The following is a 16,445-nucleotide window of genomic DNA, read 5'->3' on the forward strand; positions in this document are numbered from 1 at the left end:
CAATCCTCGATAAGTCTAACGTAAAAACATATAACCGCATGGAGATTACAACTCCCCCAAACGCATCAGGCTTCAGCAGGAAGCCCAAATCAAAGAGCGGCAAATCAGACCGCAGCCGCAAGACCCGCAACCGCAGACCCGGCAACAATCCTATGGATGAACTGCCCGCGGATGCCAACGCGTGGCTGTTCGGATCAATGTTCCTCATGGCAGCCGCCAGACTTCTCGCACCTTTCTTTTCATACAGACAGGCGAAAACCACGGCAACGTCCGCCACACCCGAATAAGCGTATGGCGCAGACTACCGACAAGGACGCGGATTTCAAGACTGCCGCGCAAGCCTATGTCTCACTCGTAGAGCAGCGTGCCAGAAGCCCCTGCCTTTATCCCGCGAGAGACAGACCGCGACTGACCTTCCACGGAGAGCCTGTAATCCTTCTCGACGACATCATAACCGGGCTTGACATCAGCGAGAAGACAATAAGGCGATACCGCGACGCAGGAAAAATCAAGGTCTATGAGAGCATAGAGGGAAACATCAAGTTCGTCCTTCAATGCGACCTCGACGAGTTTCTCGAAAAGTGCTTCATTAGTTCGTCCCATCCAGACTACAGGACTGTGAAGTGCAGAACCAACTCCGGCGGAAACGCCAAAACAACCACCACTAAATCATAATTCATTATGGACCAGACTCCCGATCAGCAGGAAGTGCTGATGGCCCGCGACAACACAAGCGGGAAAGTCGGGGCGGTCGTAGGGCAGAATCCCGACGGCACCCCCAAGATGGCGGACGTAAAGTCAACGCCTCTCAGTGAACTCATCAAGTTCAACAAAGGGCAGAACCCCCTCGAAGCGTTCATGTCGAATTTTCTCCGGCAGGCCAAGAACCCTACGATGTTCAGCTTTTTCAGACTGCCAGCCGACAGGTATGAAATGGTCGCGCCCGCAATGGCGGACATAATTCAGGAAGCGGAGAAAAATGCAGAGATGCTCAGACCCTACGCGGTGGAAACGGACGTCCCCGCCCAGACGGTAAAACCTGAGCAACAATCAGTTCCGGAGCCTCCGGCTCAGCAGGAACAACAGGCAGTCGAGACACCCCAGCCGCCACAACAGGCACAGACCCCGGAGCCTGAACAATCAGCGCAGGCACAACAGTCCCAACAGCCTGAACAGACACTCGCGGCACCTGTCAGGAATGCCCCCATAAACGCGGACAGCATCGACTGGGACAAGATACAGAAGCAATGGGGCATCACACGCGAAGATCTTGAAAAATCAGGGGCACTCGACCAGATGGTCTATAACCACAAATCGCCGCAGCTTTTCACTGTGACGCCACAATTCGGCGACGAGAAGTTCTCGATTCAGGCAAAACTCTCTTTCCGCACCAACCCCGATGGCTCATATTCACTTGTGCCACATTTCGTCCGCAACGAGCCGCAGCTCGACAAGGAATACAAGGGCTATACATTCACCGGCGAGGACAAGGCTGAGCTGCGCAAGACCGGCAACCTCGGCAGGGCGGTGGAACTTGCCGACCCCAAGACCGGGGAAATCAAGAGATGCCTCGTGAGCATAGACAGGCTCACCAATGAAATCGAGTCAATGCCGATAGACAACATCTATATCCGGCGCAAAGTGGCGAACATAGAACTCGACATGCAGGCAGTCGGCATACTGAAGAACGGCGGCACCATACGGGCGCAGAGCGTCGAACTGCCAAACGGCGCGAAATTTGTCGCCGACCTGCAATACAACGTATCCAAACGTGATGTCGTTTTCGTCAACTCCGATCTCTACCGCCAGTTGCAGGGACAACAGAACAGCCGCCCGCAACAAGACCAGTGGCACAATGCCGACGGCACTGTCAAACGCCTTGCCCACTGGTGCAAGATAGAACTGAGCGAACAGCAGCAGAATGACTATCTTGCCGGTAAGAAAGTCCTCGTGGGCGAGGCAAAAGACAAATTCGGCAACGACTGCACCGTCTATTTCCAGTATGACCCGGAAAAGCGCGCACCTGTAACCACGCGGATATATCCAGACCGCAACAATGTGGTGGGCATCGCCGAAGAAAGCAGGACACAGATGGCTGTCAACAATGACGGTGCCACAAACGAGGCCACCAAGAACGTGAAAGAGCCTCTCCAGCGCGGACAGACCGCGCCAAAGGACGAGAACCAGCAAAGGCAGCAGAAGCCCAAAGGTCCCAGACCCTGACAGCCTCTCACCATCCGTCCACAATCAACATACACTGTGATTCAACCGATACGGTAGCCGGGTTATGACTGTAATCCCGACCACTGAATCCACGTCACGTCCGTAAATATCCCGTCCGGCAACCGTATCACCCAGACAAGTTATCCCTACGGCACGGGGATAAGGGCAATCCTGTCCCCGTGCCTTCAATAAATTCACCCTAAACCCACATTAAATTATGATCCTTATTATCTGCGAGAGCATTCTCGCCACCAAGACCGTCGCCATAGCACTTGGCGCAAACAACGAGACAAGCGAGGGCATCCACACCTCAGGTACATTGACAGTTGCCACAGTGCCGCCCCGTTTCATCCGCCACACGCCCCTCGGTGAGATGGCTGACGGAAAAAGTCCGTTCATCCCGGAGAAATTCAGGATGTCCGTCACCGACAAGGAACTGGAACGCGAGCTGAAGCCCCTGTTCCGTGAGGCATCCGAAGTGGTGTTCGCCTCCGACGGCGGAGCCGACGCACAGGCGCGCTTCTTCAACATCTGCCGCCACTTCCGTGTGGGCTGTCCCCGAAGCCGTATGTGGATGACCCGGCTCAGCTACGGCGCAATCCGCGGGGCATTCCATTTCCGTGAGTCGGGCCGTCACCTCCACCGCCTCGCCCAGACCGGACTCGTGTCAAAAGGTATGGATATGCTGTTCGGCTACAATATCAACCAGACCTTACTGCACTTCGGGATTCCCGCCTGCAACCTAACCCGTCAGGAGGCTGTCTCGCTCTTGTATCTCGGAGAACTCTCCGACCATATAGACTATGTGCAACTGCCGGCAAATCCCGCATATTCAATCCTCGTCAACGCAAACAGCGGCACGGTGTTCGAGTCCGCAGAGTCATGGGACGATGAGGCGGATGCAGGAGCCGCGCTCGAATCCGTACCCACAGGCGAAACAGTACCCGCCACACTGACCATAGAGGAGACCGACAGGTTCAACATGCGTTTCCACACGCTCCTGACACTCCAGATGGACGCCTTCAACAATCTCGGCTTCATGCCCGGCAAGACGCTGAAAGTTGCGCAGAAACTTTATGACAGGGGGCTTATATCGTCACCTCTGACCGACTGCCCGCACCTTCCCGAAAAACTGCGGGGCCACATCATGACGGTGTTCCCCGATGCCGGAGGCTACCTGTGGGGAGACAACGGGGCGACAATCGACAGCCACGCCATAATAACCCTGCGCGCCGCCGACGAGGTGCTGACCGCGAGCGAGCTGCAACTCTACCGTCTTATCCTCAACCGTATGAGGGCAGTAATGGAGCAGAACCCCGTCCGCAAGTATGCCACACTGGAGTTCACCGTCGGCGACAACCGTTTCAGCCGCCGCTGGGAGATAACCGGCGACGCCTATGACGTGACCGAGACAGGCTCTTTCCAGACTCAGGTCGAGATTGCCGATGCAGGGGTGTATCCCTTCGACCGCCCTGTGGAGTCAAGAGCGTTTTCCGATGTCATCTGCAATCTCACGACAGTGGCAGGCTGTGTCGATGAGTTCATGCACACCGGTGTGCCGTACACGAAGGAGACAAACGATTACGGCAGCGCGATGGGCAGTCTTGTTAACAAGGGACTCGCCATGCTTGACGGCGACGGGATATACCTCACCCCCGAAGGGCAGGCAATCTATGACCAGTTTTTCGGACACGAGATAGCCGAGATGATACTGACATGGCAGTTCGAGGCGAACTACCTCTACGAAGGCGACCAGACCGGACGCGGTGTAATCGAAGGCTTCTCCGGCGCGCTTCTTGACCTGATCGGCGAACTTGACCCCGGATGCGGGGCATAATCCGCTGTCTCCGGCATTCCTATCCAAAAATAATCGGCACTACATAGCTGAAAATCGGATAGAAATCGCTAACTTTGCCACTGAATCGCAGTCATAATTTATTTTGATTGTGGATTTAGTGGTGAGGCAGCGGGAGGGATACCCGCTGCCTTTTTTAACATCCTTATCCACCCACCGCTAAATCCCACAAATAATTATGGAAGTATTACTAATTGAGAAGGATACTCTTGACTGTATTCTCGACGAGCATGAGCTTCTATGCAATATGGTCATAATAATGGCTAACCGCCTGCGCCGAAAGGAAACTGCCGATATGATGACCTCAGCCGAGGTCTGCGATTTTCTCCATATAGGCAAGACAACCCTGCAATCGCTCAGAAACAACGGAAAGATAGGCTATATCAGAATAGACGACGGAAGCGTAAGGTATCCTGTGATAGAAATTATCCGTTATATGGAGTGTAATGGCATTCATTCTAATAGTGCCGCCTATGGGGAATGAGATTATAACCAAATCGGATATGCGTATTATCGCAGCCCGTTCGCAATCACAAAAAGCGTTTGAGGCAGTCGGTATAATACGAGACAGCCATCACCCAGTGCTTGGTGGCATCTGTTTTCTTGATGACAAGGAAGTTGCAGAACACCTAAAAGTGACAAGGCGGACAGTACAGAACTATCGGGACCGGGGGATTCTGTCATATTATATGATATGTGGCAAATGCCTCTATCCTGAGCATGAAATACAACAGATGCTTGACGAGAATTTCCATCCGGCATATTACGATTAAGCAGCAAACAAATGATGAGCGGCAACCGAGAATTTAACTCGATTGCCGCTCTGTCATTTATGTGACATTACGATTTTTTGGGTCGTCCGCGCTTAGGCAGGGGAGGACGCTCGAACGTGGTTGGCTTCTCTGGCAACGGTTTGATGTCAACTTTCAGACTGTCGAATTTATCTCTCATGCGTCCCATATCTTCGGATACGGTCTGGTCAAGCATTGTGGCATAAATCTGAGTCGTGGCAATGTCTTTATGCCCCAGCATCTTCGACACTGTTTCGATAGGCACATGATTGTTGAGCGACATTGTAGCGAACGTATGGCGCGCGATATGGGTTGTCAGATGCTTCTTGATGTCCGCTTTTGATGCTATCTCATCAAGATACGAGTTCATGCGCTGGTTTGAGATGACCGGGATTACGGTATCCTTTTCCACAACACGGGGATGGCTCCTGTATTTCTCCATCAGTCTGCGCGGTATCTCCAGTATCGGGATAACGCTCATCTCGTCTGTTTTCTCACGGGCCTTGCGTATCCACATCTCTCCTTTGTCATCAGTGACGATATGTTCGCGTTTGAGGGTTGAGATGTCTGCGAACGCCAGTCCTGTGAAGCAGCAGAACACGAAAGTATCGCGCACGAGGTCGAGACGGGGAAGTTCGCTGAGGTCAAGCTCTATGATACGCTGGAGTTCGGTCTCAGTCAGTTTTTCCCTCTTCGGCTTTGTGCGTACATAGCGTTTGCCTACGAATGGATCATCGTCAATCCATTTGTTCGCGATGCCGGTGCGTACCACGCTTTTGAGATAGCGGATATAACGGACGGCGGCATTGTTGGCACAACCCTTCTTTATTCGCAGGAAATGCTCGAAGTCGTCAACCATTCCGGAAGTCAGTTTCTTCATCGGAATATCTTTCACATCCTGATTGTCGATGAGGAATTCCTCCAGATACTTTACGCATCGCTCCCAACGCAGGCGCGTACCCTCGCAGATGTCGCCGCGCTCGTTCCTGTCCTTGACCTTCTTGTTCAGCTCTCTGAACGCTTCACAGAGCATCGTCGGCTTTTGCAGCTTGCCGAGGAAGGCTTTTTTAAGGGTGTCGGGATTTACCATCTCATCACGCATCACGAGCTGATTGTGTATCTCGCAGATTTTGGTACGGATGGTGTCAAGATAACGGTTCAGTTCAAGGTCTTTCTTTGTTTTACCTTTCGACTGACCTTTGGACGCGTCCCAGTTGGCGGGGGCTACATACCTGTTGGTATATACCTCCGCACGTTGCCCATTCATTGTTATTCGTAACAGAATGGGAAATTCGCCCTCCTTGTTCGGGCGGCTTCTCCTGACCATGAAGTTCAGAGAGAAGTAACACTCATTGGATAATTTCATTTGTCATGTGGCTTTAATGGTTAAACTAAAGATACATAATTTTTCTCGGTTATACAAACTGTAAATCCGAAGGACAAATGAAATTTCCGGGTTTGCGAGGTGGCAAAACAACCAAATCCACGAATAATGTAGAATTGCCACCTCGAATTGCCACCTTTTCATAACTATTTTTAACTATGACGATAGCTAAAAATGCGTCAAGGAACAGCTGAGGACAATATGCCTAACAAACTCTGGCTGATGTTCAGGATTATTCTTTTGCCACCTGCAACCACCCTGCGAGGTGGCAGATATATAATGGTTTCTATCCTTGTAAGGCTTTGAAAAATAATGAAATATAGTCTTTCGAGGTGGCAAATTATGGTGGGAATTTTATTGCCACCTTTTTGCACACCCGCAGTTTCAATATTTTGCGCCGGACGGGGACAAGGGTAAAAAGAAAAACCTCTGAAAATCAACGATTTTCAGAGGAATTCGTCGGTCTGATAGACCCTTCTGTGACCCCGGAGAGGCTCGAACTCTCGACCCAATGATTAAGAGTCATTTGCTCTACCAACTGAGCTACGGAGTCATGTGCATGTTGTCCTTTGACTTTTGCGATGCAAAGTTAAACACAAATTTATTTATGGCAAAATTTTTTGCATATAATTTGCAATGTTTTTTGTTTTGCAGATGAATTTTGAGGATGAATCCGTAATGCTGATTCCTTAAGGGTGTTATATTTAGGGGCAATCAACGGTAACGGCAGTCGTTTATGACTGTATGGACGCAGACGATATATAATTTTTGCTTTTCAAAATATAATTACAAGAAATACGGATAATCATAGGCCCACAGGGTATCGTATGATTATCCGTATAAGTAATTAACCTAAATGTTATATTTCGGGATAACCCGGATTCTGTTTCAGATTGGGATTGGTATTGAGTGTGGTGCGTGATAGGGGCAGCCACATTGTATGGCTGTCGTTATCAGGCTCTTTGTCCCACCAGCGACCGGTGTTGTATACTCCGAACCGGCAAAGTGTCTGGCGGCGCAACCCTTCGGCAAGGAACTCTCGTCCCCATTCGTCAAGCAATTCCTGCTTGGTGAGCATGCTTCCATCCTCCGGATACAGGCTGGGGGAACCGGCAGGATAGTTGCGTCTTCGCACTGTATTGAGCAGTCTTTCGGCTTCGGCTTTATTGCCTTGGTTGAAGCGTATCTCGGCGAGGTAGTATATCACTTCAGGCAAGCGCAACATGGCGTAGTCCGATTCTATTTTGTTGGGGTCATCGGAGGGGTAAAACGGGTATTTGATTATGCACCATCCCGAATTCTGGTCGCCGGAGGTCATGGTTGATGCAGCAGTGACAGCGCCGTTAGATGGTTGCGGCGAGGGACTTGACGGGTCTGTATCGCGAAATATTCCCACTTGGTCACGTATATATAGCTCGTAGGCTCCGTTATCGGAAGTTACATTCTTGGTCACCCCGTTATCATCGTATGGCAGATATCCGTAAAGGAAGAGCCCTTCACGTTTACTGTTGCCCAGATTCTTATATTTTTTCAGCCTTACATCGTCAGGATACTTCATGAACTTGCGTACAGGTTTGCCAAGTTCAAATGCATATTCGTTGCCGTCAAGGTCAAGGCCCGGCTGAAGGGCATATTTGGGATTGCAGTTGCCCCAGTCGGTGAAGCCGAAGTATTTTGGAGAGAGAAAGGGTGCTACCTGCCAGAACATTTCGGTGCCGTAAACCCAATGCATACCGCCGAAAGATGACGGGAAGCCATAGAGTATTTCGTTGGAATTAACATTGTCCCAGTCAAAAGGCGCATCCCAGCGCGAGTCAGGTTCGTAGAATCCGTAGTCGCCGCGGAGTATAGCCTCACAGTACTCTGCGGCTTTATCCTCCATATTCTCATCAATCCACCAGCTTGCATTCATATACAGGCGGGCTAGCAGAGCCGCGCAGGCCCCTTTTGTCCATAATCCTTGATTGATGCCGTTGCCATTTGCACCTTCTTTGGCATTTAATTTAGGCAGTGATTCAAGCAATTCCGTCTCGAGGAAGGTGAATGTCTCTTTGGGTGTGGCCTGAGAGGGAAGTTCCGATACTGGATAATCTGTCACGATAGGGATATTATGGTACAGGTCAAATATGGTCATGTACATCCAAGCTCTCAAAACCCGGCTCTGGGCTATGAAGTCGTCGATTTCATGTTTGCTGACCCCGAGTTTCTCTCCGTCGATATGGCTAAGGTCGGAGATGCTTGAATTGCACAAGCCGATGCCACGATAGGTGTCATCCCATGTCCATCTTACAAATCCGTCGTCGATAGTCCATGTATGGTAGTGGTAGCGGCAGAATTCGCCGCCGTTGTACCAATGCTCTTCGCGCTGTACCGTCATGTAGTGGTCGGCCGAGAGCTCACCCATCCAGTACAATCCTTGTGTGTTTAGCCAGTATGCGTGGCCAAACGGGCGCAAAAAGCCTTGTATCACGTTCTCCCGTGTTTTGTAGAAGCCTTCCTGAGGGATAATGTCATATGTCTTTTCGTCAAGATCGGTACAGCCGACCGATAAGAGCAACAGGGTGGTCGCTATTATGTTTCCAAGAGTTTTCATGTTGATAAGAATATATAAATTTAGAAGTCGATTTGCACACCAAACAGATACTGACGTGTCGACGGATAGTATCCTGTCTTACTATACGGAATGCCGGGTTGAAGTCCATTGACGCAATAAGCGTCGGGGGCCAGCCCCCGGTTATAGCTACGTATCGAGAAGAGATTGCGTCCGGTAAGATAGAACCGTACTTTTTCGATATATCGGTTTATCTTCCATGTATAGCCCAGTGTTGCCACATCAAGTTTGACAAAATCGCCGTCATGCACGAAGTAGCTGCTATGTACATTTTTTCCCTCGGTTATATGGGCGTTTTCGGAATAGGCCGACTTCAGTACGTTGGTGCCGGGAGCCGCCCCCATCACTCCATAATAAAGATCCTGAGCATCATAAATCTGATAACCGAAAGCTCCGCGGAAATAGAGTGTAAGGTCAAGGTTGCGATAACGGAAGTTATTTGTGAGTGAAGCGGTAAATTCAGGCATGCCGTTACCCACTACGCATTTGTCGGCATCGGTGCCTTGCGATACGGGTATCTTCTCGCCGCTTTTGTCGTAGACAAGCCAGTTGCCGTTGTCATCAACTCCCGCATACCTGAATGTATAGAAGTTTCCTACGCGCTGGCCCTCTTCTATGCGCTGTACCGGACCGGGGTTGCCGGGATAGGTGGGGAAGCCGTCCATCCAATAGAATTTCTGTCCTTCGTACAGCCGGTTGGAGAATGATACAAACTTGTTGTCTGATGTCGAGCCTATAAAACTTAGGGTATAATCGAAATCTTTTGTCCTCACGGCATTATAACGGAGTTCTATTTCGATGCCGGTATTTTTCATTGTGCCGACGTTGACATACGAATTGGCTATGACATTAGGCGGCACAGGCACACTATAAGTGCCGAGGAGGTCGCTCTGCTTGCGGTTGTAGTAATTGACGGATCCCTCCAGTTTATAGTTAAGCAGGCTGAAGTCTATGCCGGCATTCCAGTTCTTGCCTTTTTCCCATTTAAGGTTTACGTTGGGATTGGAGTTGATGCCCCATCCTTGTATATATTGTCCTTTATAAAAAATGAGGTCATAAGATGCCATGGTGGCAAGTGACTGGTAGCTTGCGAAGTCCTGATTTCCGGTCTCTCCGTAATCGGCCCTTATTTTCAGGTCGTTTATCCAGTTTATGCCACGCATGAAGTTTTCCTGACTTATGCGCCATCCGGCCGATACGGCAGGGAAGTTGCCCCATTTGTTATTGGCGCCGAATTTCGATGACCCTTCGTGGCGTATCGAGGCGGTAAGGAAGTAGCGGTCATTAAAGCTGTAGGAGAGTCGCCCGAAGAATGCTATGAGTTTTGAGTCGTTTCGGTATGATGACATGCCTTTGCGGCCGGCTGTCGCTCCCATATAGGCTCCTGCTCCAAGATTGTCGGCTCCGAGAAGATCAGATGCGAAGTCTTTGTTTTCAGCGCTTAATCCGTCGTTGACAAAATACTGGTAGGAATATCCGCCCATAAAGGCGACGCGGTTTTTGGCGTTGCTGAAGCCGTAGTTGACAAGCCATTCGAGTGACTGCTGTTTGTTTTTGTCATAAGAACGCTTGGCCTCACCGTCAAAACCGGATTCTTGGGCTACGGTAGATGTCGACGGACGAAACCATGAGTAGTCATTCTGTATAATCTGCTGCGCCAGAGTTATCTGGGTGCTGAGCGAGTGACGCTCATCCTTGCATAACGCAGGAAATAGATTGACTTTAAGTGTGCCGTCCCAGTTCAGGAAGGTGCGTTCACCGCCATTCTGCTCGATTTTCAAGCGTTCTACAGGGTTGTTGGTCGCGTAGGCTGTGATGTAAGTGTATTTCCCGGGATTGTCCTTATCCATTACCGGAATAGTGGGGTTTATCATTATGGCTTCACGGAATGCATCGTAGTCGGCGTTGTTGTACTTGACATTGCGAGGAGTCACATTAAGAATGATTTTATATAAATCGTCTTTTCCGGTATGGTTCACGGTCATGCGTGCGCCTACCTGACGCTTGCCGGCTCTCAGGTCGATGCCGTCAGTGTCTTTATAGTCGACCGTGGCACGATAATTGGTGCGTGATGTGCCTCCCGACACGGTAAGTGTATGACTATGCGATACTCCTGTCTTTGAAATGGACTTGAACCAGTCGGTGTTTGCTCCATAGTCATCGCCGCGGTTGTATTTGCGGAATTCGTCGGCCGACAATACATCCAGCTCGCGTATAGGGTCGGTTATGTTTATGAAGCCGGAATAGGACGTGTGTACATTGCCGTCTACAGCTCCTTTCTTGGTCGTAATCACCACTACACCGTTGGAGCCGCGCGTACCATAAATGGCCGAAGCCGCGCCATCCTTAAGGACGTCAATGGACTCGATGTCATTTTCGTTGATGTTGTCGAGGCTTCCTCCGGGCACTCCGTCGATTACCACCAGCGGTCCGAGGCCGGCATTGCGCGACGATACGCCGCGTACCTGCATGCTGACGCTCGAGTTAGGGTCGGCACCGGTGGAGTTTTCAACTGACAGTCCGGGCACTTTACCTTGAATCTGCATGGCCGGATTGCCATTGCCTATCTGGAGCATGTCTTTGCCGGATACGTGCGACACGGCGCTTGTAACCTCCTTTTTCGAGATGCTGCCATAGCCGATGACTACCACGTCATCGAGCATATGTGACTCTTCGTTCATTGCGATGTGGAGCGGTTTGCCATTATTGGCTGTCACTTCAACGGTTTTGTATCCTATGTATGATATCGAAAGTACGGCGCCGGGCTGAACGCTAATGCTGAACCGCCCGTCGGCATTGGTGACTGTACGATTGTCTTTCGTGCCTTTTTCCCATACGGTAGCTCCGATAACAGGCTCGTTTTCGGAGTCAATGACTGTACCCGATACTTGCTGCTGCGCCCACAGTGCAGGTGTGATGCCGCACAGCAACAGGCATAACACAATCCTGAAAGCCGGCAACAGCTCTCTTAAATTAAAATTTTTCATGTTTGAGTGTAATAATTGGTTAGAATTATAAAATGCCGGAGTGATATTACTTCTCCGCAAAAGTGTTGAACGAATGGGGCTTGACAGTGGCTTCAAGATAGCGGTCGCCGATTTTTACTGAGATGCGGTCGGGGGTGTCCTTGAAGTTGCCGGCAAAAACTATATGTTTTCCTTCGGCGGTTCTTGCTACAAGCACCGGCTTGTTGTCGTCGCCAAGGGCTTTGTAAGCCACAATATCCGTACCGGGGGCAATAAAACCGGCATAATGTCTTACCGCATGATATTCAGGAGTATAGATGGCGGTGCGCTTATTAGAGTCCACGCGTATCAGTGCGTTTTGTTTCCATCCCCACGGACTCTCGCCATTGTCGGCGAGGATAAAGTTCCAGAAAGTATATTCGTTGCATCCGTTGCCGAGATAGTGGTTTATCAGTTCAAACGTGTGTTCGCCGGCTTTCCAGTCAAAACTGCCCCAGCCGCATTCACTCTCCGAGCACATGTAACTCCATTCAGGGTGCATTTTGCGTATGTGAGGCAGTACCTCGCGTCCCTCCCACTGGAAACCGATGCCGCTTATTTGAGACTGAAGCTCTTTGTCGGACAAAACGGCCTCAACATGGTCGCGTCGGTTAGTATTGAACGTGCCCATGTACAGTTCTACTTCAGGATGCAGGCGTTTAAGTGTCGGAGCCAGATAATCGCGGTTGAATCTAATTGATCCGTCGGCTGTCCATGCGCAGCCCGGATATGGCGTATAACTGTATGCCTCATTCTGGTATATGACGCGGTCTATCGGTATATTCTGCTCGCTGTAGGCGTCGATGAACCTGCAGAACATATCGGCGTAGGCCTGCAGATGACGAGGGTCCTGAATGAAATAGTCATTTTCGGCTATCTGTCGGGGAAATACTCCGTCTCTGCTGCCTGTAAGCTTCATTTCGTCAGGATCGGTTTTTGTATCGGCACCTGCATAAAGAAGATAATCAAGTTTCGGTGACATATTGTTGTACTGACTGCTCAATACGGGATAGTCCCCGTTTATTTTCATCCAAGAAGGAGGACTCCAAGGCGACACCCAGAAGCCGAGCGAGGGATTGTATTTCTGAGCCGCACGTATAAAGGGTATTATAGATGTTTTGTCGCGGTCTATGTTGAAGTAGCGCAGTTCAAGGTCGCCCTCGACTTCGTCGCAGCTATACCAAGAACGGGCATAGTCGTTAGCGCCCATAGATATGCGTCCGCGCGTTATACGCAAATCGCCGTCGGGAGCAAACACTCGTGCCAGTATTGTATCCTGTTCCTCTCGGGTAAGTATGCACAAGGCATCCCAATCAAGTTCATTGAATGTTACTCCCCAGCCACTGAATGTGACTATTTTTTCTCCGTCACGGACCGATATGTCCGGAGTGCCTGTCGGCTTATTGCGTAATTTCAATCCGGATTGGCACCACTCTTTTCCCTCCGTACTCTCAGTCCATTGATATGTCTGCGCCTGTACGGATGAAACAAATGTAACAAAAGCTCCTGCTGTGAGGAGAAAACTTCGCACTTGTCGATTCATGTTCATTGATAGATTTAATTTGTATTTTTAGAACATGCAAAATAAGTGAGAGCCCTGAAAAAGAGCGAAATAAATGCGTCACAAAACCATATCACAGAAATCTCTCAGGTGTAATATGTTACATTTATCACGCTATATAAGTTACATTTGTTATATTATCAATGAGCTGCGTCACACGGCGCGGTACAATCATTGGCCCTTTTTTGATGTAGAGTCATATGTCTTGGCGATTTTATATTGGCCGGGCAATACGCCAAACATCTCTTTAAATAATTTGCTGAAATAAGTGGCGGTGGAAAATCCGCAACGTTGTGCCACTTCTTTTACAGGCAGTTCTGTGGCAGCCAAGAGAGCGGCAGCCTTCTTAAGCCGTATGCTGCGGATAAATTCTACAGGTGATTGTCCGGTCTGTACCCGCAATTTACGGTACAGATTCATGCGGCTCATACACAGGTCGCTGCTGAACTGCCCGACATTGTAATGCGGGTCGGAAAGATGCGCCTCCACCAAAGCTACCGCTTTATTGAGGAATTCCTTGTCGAATTTTGGGAGAGACGTAGCATCGGCACGTATATCCAAAGTATTAAGCGCTACCTCTTTGCGCCGGCGATGCAGTTCGAGCAGCTGGCTTATGCGTCTTGAGAGCCACAATACTCCCAGCACAAGCGATATGGCGATTAAGCCGTAAATAAGGTAAGCCCACCATGTCTCATACCATGCCGGCAACCGGCGCAATGTCAGGCTTATATACGGCTCTCCCCAACAGCCGTATCGGTCGGTAGCCTTCAGCTCCAGCTGATAAATGCCTTTGGGAAGACGGTTAAAGTATGCCGTGTTGCTGCCTGCGGGCAAGTAGGTCCATGATGTCTGCCATCCTTTGAGCCGATAGGCATAACTGACTTGACCGGCATGAAGATGGTCCAGAGTCGAAAACGCTACTTTACAATCGCCCTGATGCGGCAGCAGATCAACTTCATTCTGTTCAGTGCCGATAAAAATATGTCGGTCGCCCGCAGTTATAGATGTCACAACCGGCCGTACTGAAGATGCCGTCGTGTCATCAAGGTCGGCCGAGGAGGTTATGATGCAGAATGCTCCCATGCCGCCCACGCACACCTTGTTGCCGTCTATAAGTCGCACACAATGCATGTAATCCATCTTAATGCGGCTGTCGGAACTGTGAAAAATGCGGAAAGCATTGTTGGTAGGGTTATACTCTTTTAAATATTGGTCAGTGAGTATCCATATATGGCCCGATTTGTCCGCCTGTAGACTCTTTATGCTTTCACCGCCCCACAGACAATGATCATTCTCACGTGTCAGCACATTATGTCGCGGCTGATAGCTATATATGCTTCCTTGCGATGTCGCGGCCCATATGGTGCCGTTTGGAGCCACGGCTATCGAGCAGTATTCATCGCCTTTATCAATAACAGTTATCTCGCCGTCTGTTGACACATGGATGAATCCGTCTTTTCCGGCAACGGCATATATCTCTCCGCCGGTAGTCGCGGCCAATTGTCTTATTGATCCGGTGCCTCCGCACACTTTGTTGATGTAATTGCCCGATACCGACATTTCATATATGGCATCCTCAGTACCTATCCAAAGGCGATTGCGACTCTCGTGCAGAGCGGTTATATGTTCGGCTCCGGTTACGGACAAGCAGTACTCAATATGGATGTCCATGTCTTTATGAGTGAAACGCAGGAGCCGGTTTGCGTTGACAGCCCATATGCCCGACCCTGTGGAACACTTCTCGATCCACTTCTCTGTATACGGATAGTTCTCGACATTCCGGCTGGCGTAGGATATGCGGTCGGTAGCAGGATGATATAGTGTAAGATTATCTCTTCCTTGCCATATCCAATAATAATCGTCTTCTTTCACCACGGCATCAGCCATAACCGGATATCCGGTAAGACGTTTTGTCGCATCTACAGGATAACGCTCAATCTTGTCCTCGTCGAAAGATATGATGAACGTGTGAGGTGTGTATGCCGGGACCCAGATATTATTGTCGCGGTCTCTGAAAAGCAGATCGATCACTTTCTTACCTTCGGGAAGAAAAGAAGCGGTCGATACAGGTTGCAATTGCCCGTCGGTCATATGATAAAGATAGAGGTTGTCAATAGCGGCGACCCATAACATACCGTAAAGAGAATCATATATAAGATTGAGCACAATACCGGCTCCGCTATTGTCCGGTAGGAATTCTGGCAGTTTCTTGATGTGCCAGCTGTCAGACGACAGACTGTCGGGGGCTGTACAGCTGAGGACGCCGCCACCCCATGTCCCGACAAAGAACTTTCCGCTGTGTATATCCTCATACATGCAGGTCGGATTGGAGGGAAAGTCCCATTTCTCTTTTATGAAACTGTCTGAGACAGGATCATATTTCAGTATCATGCGGCCGGTACACAGCACACGCAGATTATGTCGGCTGTCTTCATGAAAATAGCTTCCGCTGACAGATGTGCCGTAGATGTTGAGGGAATAGTCTCCAATGACTTTACCACTGCAGTCCAAGTGAAACAGTCCTTGCGGGGTGCTGGTCCATATAGTGCCGTCGGAAGCCGCAAACACTATCCATACCTCGCTGTGGCGCAGTCGCTGGTCATCAACGGCATGTATCGAATAATCATGCTTGTCTATGTAGTAAAGGCCTGTTTTCGTACCGAACCATATATGAGGATGTTCTTTTCCCTCGGCAATACAATAGATGTGATTGCTCAGGATAGAATCGGACCCGATTATATTGAACCGGGAATAGGAGTATCCGAATGGCGAACGAAATACGCTCAGTTCATAACCGTCGTCACGGCACAATCCGCCACCTTCCGTCGCATACCACATATATCCCTCGCGGTCCTGTAGAACCCGATGCACCGGCGATGTGGGGAGCAGATGCTGTGTCGGTAGTTCGGTAACCAATATTCGTTGAGCCGACATACTTGCGCTTACTGATATCAGGAACAGCAAACTTAGCCATATAGCGGTTAGCGGGACTGGTTTCTTCATGCTTTAAATAAC

General features: G+C 49.8%; 11 protein-coding genes and 1 tRNA gene. 6 read left to right on the plus strand and 6 right to left on the minus strand.

Going from position 1 to position 16,445, the window contains the following annotated elements:
- Window positions 1-38 precede the first annotated feature (38 nt).
- The 6 genes from FW767_RS07695 (at window position 39) to FW767_RS07720 (ending at window position 4,851) form a co-directional block, all read left to right on the plus strand.
- Complete coding sequence (locus FW767_RS07695; RefSeq protein WP_123612382.1) at window positions 39-287, plus strand: hypothetical protein; 249 nt, start codon at window positions 39-41, stop codon at window positions 285-287.
- A gap of 4 nt (window positions 288-291) precedes the next feature.
- On the plus strand, window positions 292-675 hold the full coding sequence (locus FW767_RS07700) for a MerR family transcriptional regulator (protein ID WP_123612383.1): 384 nt from the start codon (window positions 292-294) through the stop codon (window positions 673-675).
- Window positions 676-681: 6 nt separating this feature from the next.
- The gene (locus FW767_RS07705; RefSeq protein ID WP_123612384.1) at window positions 682-2,223 is read left to right on the plus strand and encodes a DUF4099 domain-containing protein; all 1,542 of its coding nucleotides are present in this window, start codon (window positions 682-684) and stop codon (window positions 2,221-2,223) included.
- A gap of 217 nt (window positions 2,224-2,440) precedes the next feature.
- Complete coding sequence (locus FW767_RS07710; RefSeq protein ID WP_123612385.1) at window positions 2,441-4,060, plus strand: DNA topoisomerase; 1,620 nt, start codon at window positions 2,441-2,443, stop codon at window positions 4,058-4,060.
- Window positions 4,061-4,256: 196 nt separating this feature from the next.
- On the plus strand, window positions 4,257-4,562 hold the full coding sequence (locus tag FW767_RS07715) for a helix-turn-helix domain-containing protein (RefSeq protein ID WP_123612386.1): 306 nt from the start codon (window positions 4,257-4,259) through the stop codon (window positions 4,560-4,562).
- Window positions 4,525-4,851 carry a helix-turn-helix domain-containing protein gene (locus tag FW767_RS07720; protein WP_123612387.1) on the plus strand — a complete coding sequence of 109 codons (327 nt, stop codon included), beginning with the start codon at window positions 4,525-4,527 and terminating at the stop codon, window positions 4,849-4,851. Before FW767_RS07715 ends, FW767_RS07720 begins: the two co-directional genes overlap by 38 nt.
- Window positions 4,852-4,918: 67 nt before the next feature.
- Here the strand turns inward: FW767_RS07720 and FW767_RS07725 are convergent, their stop codons facing one another.
- From FW767_RS07725 to FW767_RS07750, 6 genes are all read right to left on the minus strand, one after another.
- Window positions 4,919-6,235 carry a site-specific integrase gene (locus tag FW767_RS07725; RefSeq protein WP_235898084.1) on the minus strand — a complete coding sequence of 439 codons (1,317 nt, stop codon included), beginning with the start codon at window positions 6,233-6,235 and terminating at the stop codon, window positions 4,919-4,921.
- A gap of 498 nt (window positions 6,236-6,733) precedes the next feature.
- Window positions 6,734-6,806: transfer RNA gene (locus FW767_RS07730), tRNA-Lys, on the minus strand.
- A 306-nt stretch (window positions 6,807-7,112) separates the two neighbouring features.
- Entirely contained in the window at window positions 7,113-8,846 is a 1,734-nt protein-coding gene (locus tag FW767_RS07735; RefSeq protein ID WP_121698710.1) for a RagB/SusD family nutrient uptake outer membrane protein, read from the minus strand.
- Between the two features lie 20 nt (window positions 8,847-8,866).
- The gene (locus FW767_RS07740; RefSeq protein ID WP_121698711.1) at window positions 8,867-11,851 is read right to left on the minus strand and encodes a SusC/RagA family TonB-linked outer membrane protein; all 2,985 of its coding nucleotides are present in this window, start codon (window positions 11,849-11,851) and stop codon (window positions 8,867-8,869) included.
- 46 nt (window positions 11,852-11,897) lie between these two features.
- On the minus strand, window positions 11,898-13,418 hold the full coding sequence (locus FW767_RS07745; protein WP_449405091.1) for a glycoside hydrolase family 30 protein: 1,521 nt from the start codon (window positions 13,416-13,418) through the stop codon (window positions 11,898-11,900).
- A 183-nt stretch (window positions 13,419-13,601) separates the two neighbouring features.
- Window positions 13,602-16,433, minus strand: a complete 2,832-nt coding sequence (locus FW767_RS07750) for a helix-turn-helix domain-containing protein (RefSeq protein ID WP_147438724.1) — start codon at window positions 16,431-16,433, stop codon at window positions 13,602-13,604.
- Window positions 16,434-16,445: the final 12 nt, after the last annotated feature.

It is taken from the genome of Heminiphilus faecis (assembly GCF_008728965.1).
Classification (GTDB): Bacteria; Bacteroidota; Bacteroidia; order Bacteroidales; family Muribaculaceae; genus Muribaculum; species Muribaculum faecis.